This window comes from Pseudomonas sp. 37 R 15, from assembly GCF_900004865.1.
Classification (GTDB): Bacteria; Pseudomonadota; Gammaproteobacteria; order Pseudomonadales; family Pseudomonadaceae; genus Aquipseudomonas; species Aquipseudomonas fluorescens_AM.
Map to the genome: position 1 here is coordinate 1 of NZ_CVTV01000060.1, position 18,205 is coordinate 18,205.

Annotated in this window: 14 protein-coding genes; 11 read left to right on the forward strand and 3 right to left on the reverse strand. The window is 62.4% G+C overall.

Features of this window, described 5'->3' with window-relative positions; all coding sequences use genetic code 11:
- Positions 1–71: 71 nt before the first annotated feature.
- Together BFQ04_RS30570 and BFQ04_RS24410 are read left to right on the forward strand one after the other, a co-directional pair.
- Complete coding sequence (locus tag BFQ04_RS30570) at positions 72–374, forward strand: transposase (protein WP_065949522.1); 303 nt, start codon at positions 72–74, stop codon at positions 372–374.
- The gene (locus BFQ04_RS24410; RefSeq protein WP_065949523.1) at positions 371–1,207 is read left to right on the forward strand and encodes an IS3 family transposase; all 837 of its coding nucleotides are present in this window, start codon (positions 371–373) and stop codon (positions 1,205–1,207) included. The genes BFQ04_RS30570 and BFQ04_RS24410 overlap by 4 nt, the downstream gene beginning before the upstream one ends.
- 429 nt (positions 1,208–1,636) lie before the next feature.
- Here BFQ04_RS24410 and BFQ04_RS24415 read toward each other — a convergent pair whose 3' ends face one another.
- The 3 genes from BFQ04_RS24415 to BFQ04_RS24425 form a co-directional block, all read right to left on the reverse strand.
- Positions 1,637–3,154 carry an ArnT family glycosyltransferase gene (locus BFQ04_RS24415; protein ID WP_065952993.1) on the reverse strand — a complete coding sequence of 506 codons (1,518 nt, stop codon included), beginning with the start codon at positions 3,152–3,154 and terminating at the stop codon, positions 1,637–1,639.
- Between the two features lie 21 nt (positions 3,155–3,175).
- Complete coding sequence (gene arnT / locus BFQ04_RS24420; protein ID WP_065952994.1) at positions 3,176–4,831, reverse strand: lipid IV(A) 4-amino-4-deoxy-L-arabinosyltransferase; 1,656 nt, start codon at positions 4,829–4,831, stop codon at positions 3,176–3,178.
- Between the two features lie 187 nt (positions 4,832–5,018).
- The gene (locus tag BFQ04_RS24425; protein ID WP_065953206.1) at positions 5,019–5,696 is read right to left on the reverse strand and encodes a lipopolysaccharide core heptose(II)-phosphate phosphatase PmrG; all 678 of its coding nucleotides are present in this window, start codon (positions 5,694–5,696) and stop codon (positions 5,019–5,021) included.
- A gap of 279 nt (positions 5,697–5,975) precedes the next feature.
- Between BFQ04_RS24425 and BFQ04_RS24430 the strand changes: the two genes are divergently transcribed.
- The 9 genes from BFQ04_RS24430 to BFQ04_RS24470 all read left to right on the forward strand — a co-directional run bounded on the left by BFQ04_RS24430 (position 5,976) and on the right by BFQ04_RS24470 (position 18,140).
- A complete protein-coding gene (locus BFQ04_RS24430; RefSeq protein WP_065952995.1) occupies positions 5,976–6,644 on the forward strand; it encodes an ABC transporter ATP-binding protein in 669 nt (222 codons plus the stop codon).
- 1 nt (position 6,645) lies between these two features.
- Complete coding sequence (locus BFQ04_RS24435; RefSeq protein ID WP_065952996.1) at positions 6,646–9,108, forward strand: ABC transporter permease; 2,463 nt, start codon at positions 6,646–6,648, stop codon at positions 9,106–9,108.
- On the forward strand, positions 9,098–10,165 hold the full coding sequence (locus BFQ04_RS24440) for a lipocalin-like domain-containing protein (protein ID WP_065952997.1): 1,068 nt from the start codon (positions 9,098–9,100) through the stop codon (positions 10,163–10,165). The genes BFQ04_RS24435 and BFQ04_RS24440 overlap by 11 nt, the downstream gene beginning before the upstream one ends.
- A gap of 143 nt (positions 10,166–10,308) precedes the next feature.
- Positions 10,309–11,745 carry a hypothetical protein gene (locus BFQ04_RS24445; RefSeq protein ID WP_065952998.1) on the forward strand — a complete coding sequence of 479 codons (1,437 nt, stop codon included), beginning with the start codon at positions 10,309–10,311 and terminating at the stop codon, positions 11,743–11,745.
- 300 nt (positions 11,746–12,045) lie between these two features.
- Complete coding sequence (locus BFQ04_RS24450; RefSeq protein WP_065952999.1) at positions 12,046–12,969, forward strand: substrate-binding domain-containing protein; 924 nt, start codon at positions 12,046–12,048, stop codon at positions 12,967–12,969.
- A gap of 62 nt (positions 12,970–13,031) precedes the next feature.
- Positions 13,032–14,540 carry a sugar ABC transporter ATP-binding protein gene (locus tag BFQ04_RS24455; protein WP_065953000.1) on the forward strand — a complete coding sequence of 503 codons (1,509 nt, stop codon included), beginning with the start codon at positions 13,032–13,034 and terminating at the stop codon, positions 14,538–14,540.
- A complete protein-coding gene (locus BFQ04_RS24460; RefSeq protein WP_065953207.1) occupies positions 14,506–15,498 on the forward strand; it encodes an ABC transporter permease in 993 nt (330 codons plus the stop codon). Before BFQ04_RS24455 ends, BFQ04_RS24460 begins: the two co-directional genes overlap by 35 nt.
- Positions 15,499–15,525: 27 nt before the next feature.
- Complete coding sequence (locus tag BFQ04_RS24465; protein WP_065953001.1) at positions 15,526–16,605, forward strand: alcohol dehydrogenase catalytic domain-containing protein; 1,080 nt, start codon at positions 15,526–15,528, stop codon at positions 16,603–16,605.
- A gap of 2 nt (positions 16,606–16,607) precedes the next feature.
- Complete coding sequence (locus BFQ04_RS24470) at positions 16,608–18,140, forward strand: FGGY-family carbohydrate kinase (RefSeq protein ID WP_065953002.1); 1,533 nt, start codon at positions 16,608–16,610, stop codon at positions 18,138–18,140.
- Positions 18,141–18,205: the final 65 nt, after the last annotated feature.

The following is an 18,205-nucleotide window of genomic DNA, read 5'->3' on the forward strand; positions in this document are numbered from 1 at the left end:
TGAACTGGCCTAATGATTTTGGACACTTCAATCGGGCGCTATGATAGCGCCCAAATCTGAGGTGTTTGGTTATGCGTAAATCTTATTCGAGTGAGTTCAAGCTCAAGGCTGCCAGCATGGTGTTGGATGAAGGTCAGCCGGTTACCGAGGTGTGTGCCACCCTGGATATCGGCCCCACAGCCCTGCGCCGCTGGGTCGATCAAGTGCAAAAAGAACGCTTGGGCTCGACCCCGGTAGGGGCCAAGGCGATTACTGCTGATCAACGAGAAATCCAGAGGCTCAAAGCTCTGCTCAGAGAGAAAGACCTGGATATCGAAATTCTAAAAAAGGCCAGTGCTCTCCTGCTTTTGGACGCCAAAGATCATTCACGTTGATCGATGAGCTGGACGAGCAGTACGGCGTTAAAAGGTGTTGCCAGGCGTTTGGGGTCAACCGCAGTAGCTTCTACGCCTGGCGCCAGCGCCAAGGCAGAGCAAATCCTGAGAGGGATAAGCTCAAAGCCGCGCTGGTCAGGCACCACAAGGCGTCCAGAGAGTCGGCCGGTGCACGTACGTTGTCCAAGGAGCTACAAGCCAAAGGGCATCGTATCGGGCGTTATATGGCTCGCAGTTTGATGCGCGAAGCTGGCATCGCCAGCCGTCAGCGCAGGCGCCATAAGTACAGGTCGCCGGGCGTGGAGGCCTTGGTGGCGCCGCACGTGCTCAAGCGAAAATTTGATGTGACGGCGGTTAATCAGGTGTGGTGTGGCGACGTGACATATATCAAGGTCGGCAAGCGGTGGATGTACTTCGCCGCCGTTCTGGATTTGTACGCTCGCAGGATCGTGGGCTGGTCGTTCTCGATGATTTCTGATGCCAACCTGACCTGCGAAGCGCTACGCATGGCGGTTGAGCTACGCGGCCATCCCCAGGATGTGTTGTTTCATTCTGACCAAGGTTGTCAGTACACCAGTCATAAATTCCGAAACGAGCTGCTGAAACAGGGGTTTAGGCAGAGTATGAGCCGTAAAGGCGAATGCTGGGACAACGCCCCGATGGAGCGTTTCTTTGGCAGCTTGAAATCAGAGTGGGTGCCTGAAACGGGCTACAAACTGGAACATGAGGCCCGAGCAGACGTGCAGCGCTATGTCTCGCGCTACAACATCAGCAGGCCTCATAGCTACAACGACTACCGGTCGCCGGTCGTGAAGGAAAGGTTGGCGGCGTGAACCTTAATCAGTGTCCAAGATTACTTGACCAGTTCAAGCCCCCTCCCACATTTAACGATGTTGCCTTCCCCACCGTTGAACGCCGTCAGCCGTGCATTTCAACCACCGCCGCCGAATCCAGGCCTTGAAACGCGGACACTGTGGGAGGGGGCTTGCCCCCGATGACGGAGTGTCAGCAGCAGCTGCACCAGCTGACCCACCGCCATCGGGGGCAAGCCCCCCCCCCCACACATTTAGCGGTGTTGCCTTCCCCACCGTTGAACGCCGTCAGCCGTGCATCTCAACCGCCGCCGCCGAGTCCAGGCCTTGGAACACGGACACTGTGGGAGGGGGCTTGCCCCCGATGACGGAGTGTCAGCAGCAGATGCACCAGCTGACCCACCGCCATCGGGGGCAAGCCCCTCCCACATTTTTGCAGTGCCGGCATTCTCAATGCCCTTGCGGAATAAACGCCACGCTCCCCCCCGACCGCCGCTGAAACAACCGCTCGCCATTGTCCGGCTGCGTCGTAACCACTTGATGATCAACCCCCAAAAATGCCAACGGCTGGGGATCTTCCCTGGAGTACTGCGCGACGATAATCGTGTGCTGCGGATCGACCCCCTGGCCGCTGGTTTTTTCCAGCCAGGCCATGAACGCGGCGCTGTCGCCCTGGCGCGGGAAATCCTGGGTTTCGCTGACGTAGTAGAACGGCTTGCCGCCGTTTTGCAGGTACATCGGCAGCTTGTTGTCCACTTCCACCAGCACCAGTTGCCATTGGTTCCACGGTGCGCTTTTCACCGCTTGGGCTTTCACATCGTCGGCAAAGCGGGTGACGCCGCCGTTGCCGGTGGTCCAGGGGTAGATCACGCCCAGCACCAACAGCATCAAGGCCGCGGCAATGCCGAAGCCTTTTTGCCAGCGCGGCCAGCGGTCCGGTTGTTGGCGCAGGCGTTCGCTCAGCCACCAGGCGCCGAGCAGTTGGGCAAATGGCACCAGGGGCAGTACGTAGTAGCTGCGTCGGCTGCCGCTGGCGGTGAAGAATACGAACAACAGGCCCAGGCTCCACACCAGCCAGCGCACGTTGGGCGGTGTACGGCGCCAATGACGGATGGCGAGCCACGCGCCGAGCATCCAGCACGGCGCCCACGGCAGGGTGTAGGCCGGCAGGTAGATCAGGTAGGTGTAGATCGGGCCCATATGGTCGAAGGGGTCGAAAAAGCGCACCACGTTTTCGCGAAACACCAGTTGCAGGCCGCTCTCGCCGTAGGTGGGAGCGCCGTAGAGGTGGGACAGCAAGAAAGGAATCGCGTAGAAGCCGCCGGCGATCAGCAGCGCCAGCACCAGCCGCGCATTGAGATGGCGTTTGTAGCGCTGCTGGCTGAGCAGATGCGGCAGCAGCACCAACCCTGGCAGTACGAACCCGATCAAGCCCTTGAACAGCGACGTTGCCGCCAGCAACAGGAAGAAGACGCTATAGCGCCCCAGTCGGGTGTCGTCCGGCCCGCGCCAATACCACCAGACCGCCGCCAGCACGCCGCACACGGTCAGCACATCGGCGGTGGCCACGCGGGCCCAGAACAGGAAGTAGAACGTGGTGGCGAGCATCCAGCCGGCGATCAGCCCGGTGCCTTTGCGAAACAGTTGCTCGCCGATCAGGTACACCAGCCAGATGCTCAGCCAGGCCGCGATCACCGATGACAGGCGCAGCGACCACGGGCCCAGGCCTCCCATGAGGTTGGCCAGGCCGGTGATCAGCCAGTAGGAGGGCAGGGGTTTGTCGTAATAGGGTGCGCCCTTCAGATACGGATCGAAGTAGTCACCGCTTTGCAGCATCTGCAGGGCGATGTTCGCCCAGCGCGTTTCCGGCCCCCACAGGTCGCGACTGCCCAGGCCCAGCAGCAGGAGCAAGGCCGAGACACCGAGCAATAAAGCGAGGGCGCCGCGTTCGGTTTTGCACACGCGCATGGGGTGTTCCTGTGAGGGTGATCAAGGTTGTTGGGGATAAATCGTCAGTACCAGGTTGCCCTTGCGGTAGCGCTTGCCACCGGGCGGCAGTTGGCCTTCCTCAAGGTGTTCGCTGGTGCTTTTGACGCGCATCAGCACGCCGACCGAGCCCTGGATTCGTGCTTCGCTCAACCAGGACTGAACGTTGTCCAGGATGACCTTGCGCGGTTGCGTATCCGGGTAATCCAGGCCGTAGCGCAGCTCTCCCGCCGTGTTGTAGAACGCCACCTGCGGCCGGCGCAGGCGCCAGGCCAGGGCGGACGCCGAGCCCAGTTCGTTGCTCAGCAAAGCATGGGTGTGTTGCAGTTCATCCAGATGCTCAAGCACGAACTGGTCGGGCATTTCGTTATCGGCAATGATCTGCGGCATGCTCGCCGGCAGCAGCGCCACCAGCAGGCCGATACCCAGGGCCGGCGTCGCCCATAACGTCAGAGGCCGCATCGCTTGCAGCAGGTTGGCCAGGATCCAGCCGAGCAGCACGATAAAGGCCAGGGACAGGCTGAACATCTCGGCGTGGCTGTTGCTGTAGATCGGGCTGGCGATCTGCAGGTAAATCAGCGCCACCATGGCCGTCATGCCGAGGATGAAATTGAGCGCACCGTTGATGAAGATCGCACGGGTTTTGTGCTGGTTGAGCAGGTCGATCAAGGCATGGCCCATCAGCAACGCCAGGGGTAACAGGCACGGCATGATGTAGGTCGGCAGCTTGCCGCTGCTCAGGCTGAAAAAGCCCAGGGGCAGCAACAGCCACAGGGCCAGAAAGACAATGGCCGGCTCGCGTCTGTCTTTCCAGGCCCTGATCAGGGTGGCGGGCAACAGGGCAGACCAGGGCAGGCACGCCACCACCATGATCGGCAGGAAAAACCACCATGGCCGCGCATGCTGTGCAGTGTCCGAGGCGAAGCGGCGGATGTGTTCATGCCAGAAGAAGAAACGCCAGTAATCCGGCTCGCGCCCATGGATCGCCAGCGCCCACGGCAGGCAGACCAGCACCGCGACCAGGATCGCCAACGGGCCGTAGCGCAGCAACTCGCCGACGCGGCGCTGCCAGATCATGTAAGGCATGGCGATCAGCACCGGCAGCAGCCACGCCAGAAAGCCCTTGGTCATGAAGCCCACGCCGCAGGCCAGCCCCAGTAGGGCCCAGGCCCCCAGACGCGCGCGTGGCGTGGCGCTGCCGAGCGCAAACCAGAGGGCGACCAGGCTCAGGTTGACCCAGAACGTGAATTGCGGATCGAGGTTGGAATACCCGGCTTGCCCGGCCACCAGGCCGAAGCTCATGTAGAGCAATGCGCAGGCGCAGCTTTTACGCGGGTCGCTCCACAGACGGCGGGCAATCAGATAGGCCAGCAGCACGCTCAATGCCGAGGTCAGGACGGAGGCGATACGCACGCCGAACAGGTTTTCGCCAAACACTGCCTGGCCCAGGGCAATCAGCCAATAACCCGCGGCCGGTTTCTCGAAATAACGCACCCCCATGAAGTGCGGCGCCACCCAGTTGCCGCTCATCAGCATTTCCTGGCTGACCTGGGCGTAGCGGGTTTCATCCGGGGTCCACAGACCGTGCAGGCCCAATGGCAGCACCAGGAAAATGACCAGGCCAAGTACCAGCACTGGCAAGGGCTTCAATCGGCTCATGAAAAACTCGCTCCTTGACGTTCAGCCGCAGGCGCGAAGTTTGAATAATTAAAGGCGTCGAGCATTAAGAGAGTCACTGCTTCATCAGAAAGTTAGGGCGTCCTGAACTAACAGGCGCGCTTAAAATGGCAGACGCGGGCTGTCGTTTTGCTGAACGCGCTACGCGGCAATATGTAAAAGAGTGTATTTAAAGTTGCTTCAGTGCGGCTGCCCATTCCTGACGTTTCATTGTGCCCAAGGCTTTGAGTTTGCCGTCGGGCAATACCTGTACGAACAGGGCGCTGCCGTACTCGGCCGCCTGCGCGTGGGGGTAGCCGAGTGCCTCCTGGAAGTCACTCATGCAGGCGCTATGGGTGATCAGCATCAGGTTGCGATCCGCCTGTTTATGGCTGAGGATTTCTTCGCCCATGGCATCACCGCAGATGGCGAGGGGACCGGGGGAAAGTTCAGTCTTGCCGAACATGAACAGCGACGTCTGCGCGGTGCGCGTGGTGGGGCTGCTGAGCACGTCGGTGCGCTCCATGCCCAGGCTTTCAAAGGCGCTGCCCAGGTCGGCCGCGCGTTGTGTGCCATTGACCGTCAGGCCGTCAGCCGGCCCGTAGCAGGGGTTGCCAGAGCGATCACAACGCTCTTCATGCCGTACCAGCACGATCAGGTCGCCGTTGCGCCAACTGGCCAGTACCCCGGAAGTGACCAGGCGGTTGCCGATGCCCAGGTCCTGCGGTGACCTTGGCCAGAATATAAAAACGTTCAATAGCAGGGCGATTACGATGATGCCCGCCACCGGCACGCGGAATTTTCTCAGGCGCTTCAACCTGGCCCTACGGGGTTTGGTCAGGGTAATGTCTGCCACGTTGTTCACCATGGGCACAAGTGATTGTTTGTTGTTAAAAGACCGGCGCAACTCATACGGCAGATGTTCCTGGTGGAGCAAAAGCCTGTCACAAGGCTGCTGTCTTTGAGCTGAACATGTGGATATTAAGAAACACCCTTAGGGGCAACTTAAAAGTTGTCGGTTAATGCTGCCTGGGTGGGGAATTTAAAGTGTTCCGGGTGGGCACGCGGTGAAATCAATGTGAAAAAATTGCGTGGGAACGTCCGGCAGCCGTTATTCTCGTTTGCAGTCCTTAACCCGAGCGTTCGTATGTTGCAGGTAGAAGGTGTTGTAAAAAACTACGCCACCCCCCAAGGCCCGCTGACCGTTCTGGCGGGTGTCGACCTGCACCTGGCGGCGCGCAGCAGCCTGGCATTGATGGGCGAGTCGGGCAGCGGCAAAAGCACGTTGCTGCACCTGGTGGCGGGGCTCGACCGCGTGGATGGCGGCAGTATTCTGATCGGTGACCAGCGCCTGGATCGCCTCAACGAAGGGCAACTGGCCCAGTGGCGGCGCACCGAAATCGGCCTGGTGTTCCAGCAGTTCAACCTGATTGGCAGTTTGCGTGTGGAGGACAACCTGGCGTTCCAGGCGCGCCTGGCCGGGCGGTTCGATGCGCAGTGGCAGGCGCAGTTGGTGGAGCGCCTGGGCCTGGGCGATTTGCTCAAGCGTTACCCGGAGCAGCTCTCCGGCGGCCAGCAACAGCGGGTGGCGGTGGGGCGTGCACTGGCGTCCCGCCCCGGCTTGCTGTTGGCCGATGAGCCCACCGGTAATCTTGACGAAACCACCAGCGATGAGGTGCTGCAACTGCTGCTCGACCTGTTGCGTGACAGTCCCACCAGCCTGTTGATGGTCACGCACAGCCCGCGCCTGGCCGCACGGCTGGATCAGCAGGTCGTGCTGCACCACGGCCGCGTCGTGCCGATGGAGCCGCGCTGAGATGGCGGTGTTCTATTGGGCGCTGCGTGCGCTGTTGAGCCATTGGCGGCGCCACCCGGTGCAGTTTTTCAGTGTGCTGACCGGCCTGTGGCTGGCCACCGCGTTATTGACCGGGGTGCAGGCCCTCAACAGCCAGGCGCGGGATGGCTACGCGCGTGCCAGCCAATTGATCGGCGGCGAACCGCAAGCCAGCCTGAGTGCGCCCGACGGTGCCGGATTCGCGCAAGCCGTGTTCGCCGAACTGCGCCGTGCCGGGTGGCCGGTGTCACCGGTGGTGCAGGGGCGGGTGGTGCTCAAGGGGCATGAAGAGCAGCGTCTGCAATTGATGGGCATCGAGCCGGTGTCGTTGCCCGGCAGCGGCAGCGTGGCGGGGCAACGCTTGAGCCAGGCGCAGATACTGGCGTTTTTCGACGCGCCGGGGCGCACCTGGATAGCCGCGCAAACCTTGCAGGCGCTCGGCCTGCATGAAGGCGAGCAACCGCTGACGGCCAATGGGCAACCCTTGCCGCCGCTGCAGGTGCAGCCGGACATGGCCCCCGGCATGCTGCTCACCGATATCGGTTTCGCCCAACCGCTGCTCGACATGCAGGGCCGGCTGTCGCGCCTGCTGCTGGACAACATCTTCGCCGCCCGTCATCCGACGCCGCCTGCCGGGCTGCAACTCAAGCAGGGCGACGACAATAACCTTTCGCGCCTGACCGAAAGCTTCCACCTGAACCTCGACGCCCTGGGCTTTCTGTCCTTTGTGGTGGGGCTGTTTATCGTGCATGCGGCCATCGGCCTGGCCCTGGAGCAGCGCCGGGGCCTGCTGCGCACCTTGCGTGCCTGCGGGGTCAGCGCACGCATGCTGATCCTGAGCCTGGGCGTAGAGCTGGGATTCCTCGCGCTGCTGGGCGGCGTGCTCGGCGTTGCCAGCGGTTACCTGCTCGCCAGCCTGTTGCTGCCGGATGTGGCGGCCAGCCTGCGCGGCCTCTACGGTGCTGAAGTCGCAGGCCAACTGAGCTTGAGCCCCTGGTGGTGGTTGGCGGGCCTGGGCTTGAGCTTGCTGGGTGCGTTGCTCGCCGGGGCCAGCAGCCTGTGGCGCGCGGCACGCCTGCCGCTGCTGGCGCTGGCCAACGCCCAGGCCTGGCACGAAGCCCACGGGCGTTGGCTGCGGCGCCAGGGCTGGGTGGCGGGTGTGGCGCTGGTCGTTGCGCTGCTGGCGCTGGTCTGGGGCAACAGCCTGGCCGCCGGGTTCGTACTGATGGCGAGCTTGCTGCTGGGCGCCGCACTCGGCTTGCCGGTGCTGCTCAATGGGGTGTTGAAGGGCGTGCTGGGACGCAGCCGTTCGGTGCTGGGCCAATGGTTCCTTGCCGACTGCCGCCAGCAATTGCCGGCCTTGAGCCTGGCCCTGATGGCGCTGCTGTTGGCGCTGGCGGCGAATATCGGCGCGGGCTCCATGACCTCGGGGTTTCGCAGCACCTTCAATAACTGGCTGGAGCAGCGCCTCACCGCCGAGCTGTACCTCAATCCGCAAAATCCGGCCCAGGCACAGCACTTGCAGGCCTGGCTGGCGCAACAACCACGGGTGCGGGCGGTGCTGCCCGGCTGGCAAGTTGCGGTGCAGTTGCAGGGCTGGCCGGCGGAGGTGTTCGGCGTGGTTGACGACCCCACCTATCGCCAGCACTGGCCGTTGCTGGAAGCGGCGAGCACGCCCTGGGACCGCCTGCTGCAGGACGATAGCGTGATGCTCAGCGAACAATTGGCGCGACGCTTGAACGTGCGCCTGGGCGACACCGTTCAAGTCCCCACGCCCCAGGGCCCATGGGCACCGACAATCGTCGGTATCTATGCCGATTACGGCAACCCCAAGGGCCATCTGCTGGTCAACGCCAAGCACTTGCTGGCGCATTGGCCAACGTTGTCACCGGTGCGTTTCAACCTGCGTGTGGCAACCCAGGATGTGCCGCCGCTGGTGCGTGACGTGCAGCGTGAGTTCGACCTGGAAGACAGCCGCATCATCGATCAACAGCAACTCAAGGGCTGGTCCAGCCAGGTCTTCGAACGCACCTTCGCCGCTACCGCCGCGTTGAACAGCCTGACCCTTGGCGTAGCGGGTGTGGCGCTGTTCATCAGCCTGCTGACCCAGAGCCAGAGTCGCCTCGGCCAACTGGCGCCGTTGTGGGCACTGGGGGTCACGCGCCGCCAACTGATGCTGCTCAACCTGGGCCAGACCTGGCTGCTGGCGGTGCTCACCCTGGTGCTGGCGTTGCCCCTGGGGCTGCTGCTGGCGTGGTGCCTGGATGCGGTGATCAACGTGCAAGCCTTTGGCTGGCGCCTGCCGTTGCAAGTGTTCCCCTGGCAGCTGGCGCAACTGATGGGGCTGGCGATGCTTGCCACGCTGCTGGCGTCGGCCTGGCCATTGTGGCAGCTGTACCGCAGCCGCCCGGCGGATTTGTTGAGGACGTTTGCCCATGAAGATTAAGGCGTTGGCGTGGGTAGTTCTGCTGCTGTTGCTGAGCGCATGCGATAAAGCCCCCGCACCCCAGGAAAGTTTCGCCGGCCTTGGCAGCGATGCCGCCGACTTCGTCCAGGTGGTGCCCGGCAAAGTGTTCACCTTCCCCGAGGATCACGGCCCGCATCCAGGCTTTCGCATTGAATGGTGGTACGTCACCGCCAACCTCAAGGACGCTCAGGGCAATGTCTTCGGCGTGCAGTGGACCTTGTTTCGCAATGCCGTGAAAGCCGGACCGCCACAACCGGGCTGGCGCGATTCCACGATTTGGCTCGGCCATGCCGCCGTCACCTCCGCCACCCGCCATTACGCCGCCGAGCGCTTCGCCCGGGGCGGCGTCGGCCAGGCCGGGGCGCAGGCGCTGCCGTTCAATGCCTGGATCGATGACTGGAACTTCGCCACCCGCACTGGCGCCGCCCACACTCTGGCCGACATGCAACTCAAGGCCAGTGGCGCGCAATTCGCCTATGATCTGCAACTGACCTCCAGTCGCCCACTGGTGCTGCAGGGCGACAACGGCTACAGCCGCAAATCCGACCAGGGCCAGGCGTCCTACTACTACAGCCAGCCGTTCTTCAGCGCCAACGGCAGCGTCACTGTCGACGGTCAGACCTACCAGGTCAGCGGCAACGCCTGGCTCGACCGTGAATGGAGCAGCCAGCCCCTGGCCGCCAACCAGACCGGTTGGGACTGGTTCTCCCTGCACCTGGACCGAGGCGAACAACTGATGCTGTTTCGCGTGCGGCAAAAGGACGGTGGCGGCTATCTCACCGGCACCTGGATCGACGCCCAGGGACGCACCGAGACCCTGCACAACGCGGATATCCAACTGGCGCCGCTGACCACCACCGAGATTGACGGACGCAGCATTCCCACGCGCTGGTCGCTGAAGATCCCCGGCAAACACCTGGACATCACCCCCGAGGCCGTCAATTCGAAGGCGTGGATGAACCTGGGGATTCCCTATTGGGAAGGGCCGGTGAAGTTCGACGGTGGGGTGGGGTATCTGGAGATGACCGGGTATTAGGTGATTTGAAGCCCCCGTGGAGGTCGACAAAATCTCAAAAAAAGTACTGTACATAAAAACAGTATTATCCTACAGTCCATCCCAGGTGACCGGATGTCGCCGATCACCTGAACTTCTATTTTTTAACTATGGATGGATAAAAAATGAAATCGAAAAAAGCCCTTATGCTAGGCGCGGCCATCATGGCCTCCTGCTTCGTCTCGGCCTGCGCCCTGGCTCAGCAAGCGCCTCAGAAACTCAGTGCCGACGCGGTCAAGCAGGCCGTGAACAAGGCGCTCAAGTCCGGCGGCAAGCTGGACGCGTCGAAGGTGTCGCCTGAGCTCAAGCAAAAACTCTCGGCGGCCAAGTCCGGCCAGTCCAAGGCGGTGACCAAGGCCCTCAAGTCCGCGCCGTTCGACAGCGTGGTCGGTGAGCTGAAGAAACCGACGCAAAGCGCACTGAAAAGCGCGGCGGTTGCAGCGTTTGAACCACTGTTCCCCACCCTGGATATCAACACGCTCTACACCGTCGATGAGGTGCAGGCCGGTAACGAGTTTGCCTACCACTTCAACCTGCCTCAGAACGCGCGAGTGGAGGTGCAACTGGTCAACCAGAGTGCAGGCGCGGACATGTCGCTGACCCTGTTCCAGGATGATGGCCAGGGCAACCTGAGTGTGGTGGGTACGTCGGATGCCGCAGGCAATGCCGATGAATACCTCAACGGTGTGCTGCCGGCCGGTGACTACTACTGGTACATGGTGGCCAAGGCCGCCGATAACGCGCAGTTCAGTTTCGGCGTGGCGGTGGACAGCAACATCGACGCGTTCGAGCCCAACGACAGCGCGCAAACCGCGTTCGTGTTGCCCGACTCGATGAACAAGGTCAGCGGTAATCTCGACAATGCCGGCGACGTCGATTACTTCGACTTCCAGGCGGTACGTGGCCAAAGTGTGAGCATGTACCTGGCGGGCGACGAGAACGGCAGCCGTAACCAGTGGATCTTCGACCGCTTCGATGGCACCAATTGGGTCACCGTGCCGGCCGGTTCCACCTCGACCTATCCGAGCGTAACGCCGGGTACCACCGTGAAGGTGCGCGTGCGCGCCAACCCGGCGGTGGCGCAGGACCCGAGCAAATATTACCAACTGAGCCTGGGCTCCACGCCGCGCCTGAACGCCAACAGTGTGAAAGGTGACAACATCGTGCGGGTGACCGAAGTGTGGTTGGCCACGCAAACCGCGCGGCTGTTGAATTGGTCGACCCAATGGTCGGACTCCACCGGCGCGCCGCTGCTGGGCGTCACCCCGGTGTTGCGCGTGGATAACCACTTCGTCGACTTGAACTACCGCTGGGTCGACTACAAGGCGACCACCAACAGCGCGGGTGTCTCCGAGGCCACGGCCAATATCGGTACCTGCTTCGGTGACTACACCACAGTGATCAACGACAGCAGCACCGGTGTGCCGTACAAGTGGAGAACCACCTACAACGAGGGCGGCTGGCGCATCGAGCTGGCCGAATTCCCCGGTGTGGGCGTCGGCGGTGACAACGTGCAATACGTCAGCCTGGGGCATATCTGCACCCAGGACATCATCCACTGACACAGTGATGTGAAACAGAAGGGGCAGCCTCCAAGGGGCTGCCCCTTTTTTGCTCCGTGTGCCGCAAATTTTTGCAGGCTGCAACCAATCGAATGTGGGAGGGGGCTTGCTCCCGATAACGGTAGATCAGTCAATGAATTTACTGACTGACCCGCCGCCATCGGGGGCAAGCCCCCTCCCACATTTGGATCGAGTCTGACCAATGACCCCTTGCGCACCTCGCATTTCCTTGTTAGCTTCTGCCAAAATGTTAACGATAACATTTGCTCTAAAAATAAAAACAAAACAGAGACCCACGCCATGAAAATGCTCCCGAAAACCCTGTGTTTATTGGCTGCCAGTATCACTCTGGGCAGCGTTTCCCCTGTGTTTGCCGAAGCCGCCAAGCCGATCCGCATCGGCGCCTCGTTCCAGGAAATCAACAACCCCTATTTCGTCACCATGAAAAACGCCCTGGAAGAAGCCGGCGCGAGCATCGGGGCGACACTGATCATCACCGACGCCCGCCATGATGTGTCCAAGCAGGTCAGTGATGTCGAAGACATGCTGCAAAAAGGCATCGATATCCTGCTGATCAACCCGACCGACTCGGTCGGTGTGCAATCGGCGGTCAAGTCCGCCCATGCTGCCGGTGTGGTCGTAGTGGCGGTGGACGCCCAGGCGGAGGGCCCGCTGGATTCTTTCGTCGGCTCGAAAAACTTCGACGCCGGTTTCCAGGCCTGTGAGTACCTGGCCAAACACATCGGCGACAAAGGCAATATCGCCATCCTCGACGGCATTGCCGTGGTGCCGATCCTGGAGCGTGTGCGCGGTTGCAAGGAGGCGGTGGCCAAGCACCCGGACATCAAGATTGTCAGCATCCAGAACGGCAAGCAGGAACGTGACCAGGCGCTGACCGTCACCGAAAACATGTTGCAGGCCCAGCCCACCCTCAAGGGCATTTTCAGCGTGAACGACAACGGCTCCCTCGGCGCGCTGTCGGCCATCGAAGCCAGCGGCATGGACGTGAAGCTGGTCAGCGTCGACGGTGCGCCGGAAGCGATCAAGGCGATCCAGAAACCCGGCAGCAAGTTCATCGCCACCTCGGCCCAATACCCCCGTGACCAGATCCGCCTGGCCCTGGGCATAGCCCTGGCCAAAAAGTGGGGCTCGCAAGTGCCCGCCACGGTTCCGGTGGACATCACCCTGATCGACCAGGCCAAGGCCGGGGACTTCAGCTGGTAAACCCCGGTGCCCCACGTCCGCCGTGGGGCCCTGGTCTTCCTCCTGAGTGCGAGGCCTTCGGTATGAGCAGTCTTCTGAAGCTGGAAAATATCTGTAAGTGTTACCCGGGGGTGCAGGCCCTCAAGTCCATCAACCTGCAAGTGGAGCGCGGCGAAATACACGCGTTGCTCGGAGAGAATGGCGCGGGCAAATCCACCCTGATGAAGATCCTTGGCGGCGTCGAGCATCAGGATGAGGGGCAGATCCTGATCGACGGCCAGCCCCGGCAATTTGCGACTTACCGTGATGCGATCGCGGCCGGCATCGGCATCGTGTTCCAGGAATTCAGCCTGATTCCCTACCTCACGGCGGTGGACAATATCTTCCTCGGCCATGAGCTGAGCAACCGCTTCGGCCTGTTGCGCAAACGTCAAATGTTCGAGGCCTGCGAGGCCTTGTTCAAGCGCCTGGGCGTGTCGATCAACCTGGAATGCGCAGTCAGGCACCTGAGCGTGGCGGAGCAGCAGTTTGTCGAGATCGCCAAGGCCCTGGCCCTGGATGCGCGTTTGCTGGTGCTCGATGAACCCACCGCGACGCTGACGCCCAGCGAGGCCGAGCTGCTGTTCGAGATCATGCGCGAACTCAAGCGCCAGGGCGTGGCAGTGATTTTTATCTCGCACCATCTGGAGGAGATTTTCCAGGTGTGCGACCGCATCAGTGTGTTGCGCGATGGCGGCAATGCAGGCGTCACTGCTGTGGCCGACAGCGATATCGACCGTCTGGTCGAGATGATGGTCGGCCGCCGCCTGGAATGCAGTTTCCCGCCCAAGCCCACCACAGCACGCGGGCCTTTGCTGCTGGAGGTCAAGGACATCCAGCTGGTGCGCAACGGCCCGCATAACCGCTTCGACTTGCACAAGGGTGAAATCCTCGGCTTTGCCGGCCTGGTCGGTTCCGGTCGCACCGAACTGGCCCTGGGCATGCTGGGCGCGCTGCCCTCGGTGAGCAAAGACGTGTGGCTGCGCGGCGAAAAGGTCAGCCTCGACGACCCGGCCCAGGCCTTGGCGCACGGCATCGGCCTGTTGCCGGAGAGCCGCAAGAGCGAAGGGCTGATCACCGATTTCAGCATTCGCGAAAATATCTCGTTGAACAACCTGCCCAAATACCAGAACGCCACGGGCCTGATCGACAAGGCCAGAGAGTGCGCCAGCGTCGAAGCGCTGATGCGCCAGCTGTCGATCAAGGCGCCCAGCGCGGAAAGCCGGGTGTTCAACCTCAGTGGCGGCAACCAGCAAAAGGTCGTGATCGCCCGCTGGATCAACCACCACTGCGACGTGCTGGTGTTCGACGAACCCACCCGTGGCATCGATGTGGGCGCCAAGGCGCAGATCTACGCGCTGATGCGCAGTCTCACTGAGCAGGGCTACGCGATCATCATGATTTCCTCCGAACTGCCGGAAGTCATCGGCATGTGCGACCGCGTCGCGGTGTTCCACAAAGGCGCGATCGTCAAGGTACTGGAAGGGTCCGCCGTCAATCCTCAAGAGGTCATGCGCCATGCAACAGGGGGTTCAAGTGAATACGTCCATTAACACCGCAGGTACCGGCCGGTTACGCCTGAACCTGGCGCGGTTGCTGCGCTCGCCGGCGTTTTATCCCTTTGTCGGGCTGGTGGTGGTGACCCTGGTGATGATCCTCGCCAGCGACACCTTCCTCACCGCCAGCAACCTGTCGAACATTGCGCGCCAGGTGTCGATCAACGCGATTATCGCGGTGGGCATGACGTGCGTGATTCTGACCGGCGGCATCGATCTGTCGGTGGGCCCGGTGATGGCACTGTCCGGCACGCTCACGGCCGGCTTGATGGTCGCGGGGCTGCCGCCAGGCCTGGCCATCGGCGCCGGGATGCTGGTGGGTGTGGCGTTCGGCATCGGCAACGGCCTGTTCGTGGCCTACCTGCATATGCCGCCGATCATCGTGACCCTGGCGACCATGGGCATCGCCCGGGGGTTGGGGCTGATGTACACCGACGGCTATCCGATTTCCGGGCTGCCGGAGTGGTTTGCGGTGTTCGGCCGCGCCAGCGTATTGGGCATCCAGGTGCCGATTCTGATCATGCTGTTCACTTACCTGGCGGCCTACGTGCTGCTGCAACACACGCGCATCGGCCGCTACATCTACGCCATCGGCGGCAATGAAGAAGCGGTGCGTTTGTCCGGTGTGCGCGCCGCGCGCTTCAAGTTGCTGGTGTACGGCATCAGCGGCCTCACCGCAGCGATTGCCGGGCTGGTGCTGACCTCACGCTTGATGAGCGGCCAGCCGAATGCCGGTGTGTCGTTCGAACTGGATGCGATTGCCGCCGTGGTACTGGGCGGTGCGTCGATTGCCGGCGGGCGCGGCGTGATCGTCGGCACCTTGCTCGGCGCCATGTTGCTCGGCGTCTTGAACAACGGCTTGAACATGCTCGGCGTATCGCCTTACGTGCAGAGCGTGATCAAGGGCGCAATCATTTTGCTGGCGATCTTTATCAGCCGTCAGCGCCATCGCTGAACCCCTATCCACACAGGAACGAACACCATGGACAAGCACACTGATATGCAAGCCGTCGTCTGCCACGGCCCCAAAGACTACCGCCTGGAACGCATCGGCAAACCCCAGGCGCGGCCCAATGAATTGGTGATCCGCATTGCCGCCTGCGGCATCTGCGCCAGCGACTGCAAGTGCCATTCCGGCGCGGCGATGTTCTGGGGCGGCGACAATCCCTGGGTCAAGGCGCCTGTCGTGCCGGGCCACGAGTTTTTCGGCTATGTGGTGGAGGCGGGCGAGGGCGCCGAGGAGCACTTCGACGTGGCGGTGGGCGACAAGGTGATCGCCGAGCAGATCGTGCCGTGCGGCAAGTGCCGATTCTGCAAGTCCGGCAAATACTGGATGTGCGAGGTGCACAACATTTTCGGCTTTCAGCGTGAGGTCGCCGAGGGTGGTATGGCCCAGTACATGCGCATTCCCAAGACCGCCATCGTGCACAGGATTCCCGAGTCGGTGTCCCTGGAAGACTCGGCGCTGGTGGAGCCCATGGCCTGTTCGATCCATACGGTCAACCGTGGCGATATCCAGCTTGACGACGTGGTGGTGATTGCCGGCGCCGGTACCCTGGGCCTGTGCATGGTGCAGGTGGCGGCGCTGAAGACGCCGAAGAAACTGGTGGTGATCGATATGGTCGACGAGCGTCTGGAGCTGGCGAAAAAGTTCGGCGCCGACGTGGTGATCAACCCGTCGCGCGACAACGCTCGCGCACTCATCAACGGCCTTACCGACCATTACGGCTGCGACGTGTACATCGAAACCACCGGCGTACCGGCCGGCGTCACCCAGGGCCTGGACCTGATCCGCAAGCTCGGGCGTTTTGTCGAATTCAGCGTGTTCGGCGCCGAGACCAGCGTGGACTGGTCGATCATCGGCGACCGCAAGGAGCTGGACGTGCGCGGCGCCCACCTCGGCCCCTATTGCTACCCGATTGCCATCGACCTGTTCGAGCGCGGCCTGGTCACGTCAAAAGGCATCGTCACCCATGACTTCCCCCTGGATGACTACGCCGAGGCCTTCGAACTGGCCAACTCGACCAAGTCGATCAAGGTGCTGTTGAAGCCGGTGCTCTGACGATGAACTACGTGATGGGTGTAGACATAGGGACCCAGAGCACCAAGGCGCTGCTGGTGGATGCCCACGGCACGATCATCGCCCAGCACAGCCAGGGCTATCGCGTGGATACGCCGAAAGTGCGCTGGGCCGAGCAATGGCCGCAGGTGTGGCTGGATGCGGTCGAGGCCTGTGTGGCGCAGTGCATGGCCAAGTCCGGCGTCGTGGCGCAACAGGTCAAGGCGTTGTGCATCAGCAGCCTGTATGGCGGCTCGGGGATCGCGGTGGATGCGCAGATCACACCGTTGCACCCGTGCCTTATCTGGATGGATCGGCGCGCCGGTGAACAGGTGCAGTGGGTACGTGAGCATGTGGACCTGGACCGGCTGTTCGCCGTCACCGGCAACTCGCTGGACAGCTACTACGGCTTCACCAAGATGCTCTGGCTCAAGCAGCATCGGCCCCAGGTGTGGGCCGACACGCGCTACCTGCTGCCGCCCAACAGCTATATCAACTGGTGCCTGACGGGCGAGCTGGCGGTGGACCACAGCAGCGCCGGCAATATCGGCGGTGTCTACGATGTGGCTGCGCGCGGCTGGTCGGGCGAGATGCTCGATGCACTGGGCATCCCGCCGGCGATGATGCCGCAGCGGTTGCTGTATTCCGGTGAGGTGGTGGGCGGTTTGCTCCAGGGCTGGGCCGCCCGCCTGGGCTTGCCGGCGGGCACGCCGGTGCTCGCCGGTGGCGTGGATGCGGCCATGGCGACCCTGGCTGCGGGCGTCACCCAACCGGGCAACCATGTGGCGATGATCGGTACCAGCATGTGTTGGGGCTACCTCAACCAGCGGGTGGACGCGCGGCACGGGTTGGTCAGCATGCCTCACGTCTATAACGGTCATCGCGACCTGTACATCTTTGGTGGCGCGATCACCGCCGGGGCGTCGGTCAGCTGGTTCCGCGAGCAGTTCTGCCAGGCCGAGGAGCAACAGGCCCAGGCCAGCGGCCAGGACAGCCTGGTGTTGCTGGAGCGCAGCGCGATGAATATCCCGGCGGGCAGCGAAGGCCTGTTGTTCCTGCCATACCTGATGGGCGAGCGCAGCCCGGTGTGGGACGACCGCGCCAGCGGCAGTTTTGTCGGGCTGAACCTGTATCACAGTCGCATCCACCTGTACCGCGCCGTGCTCGAAGGAGTGAGTTTTGCCCTGCGCCACAATATCGAAGCCGGCACCCGGGGCGCGCATTCCCTTGACCCGCGTTTGATCGTGGTAGGCGGTGCGAGCCATTCGGATGTGTGGATGCAGATCATCGCGGATGTGACGCGCTACCCGGTGTACACCATCGTCCAGGAAGTCGAAGCGGCGCTGGGGGCGGCGTTGCTGGCGGCGCACACGGTGGGGTTGGTCAGTGATGAGGCGATGGACAAGGGCTGGGTGCAGTTGGCGTTGCGGGCGCAGCCCAAGCGGGAGAATGTCGCGGTCTACGATCACGCGTTTGCCGAGTACCTGAAGCTGTATCCCGCGCTGAAACCGATCATGCACACCTTGCAGGCCAACTGACCCAACAGGGTCAAAAATGTGGGAGGGGGCTTGCTCCCGATGGCGGTGTAACAGTCGCCGCCTGT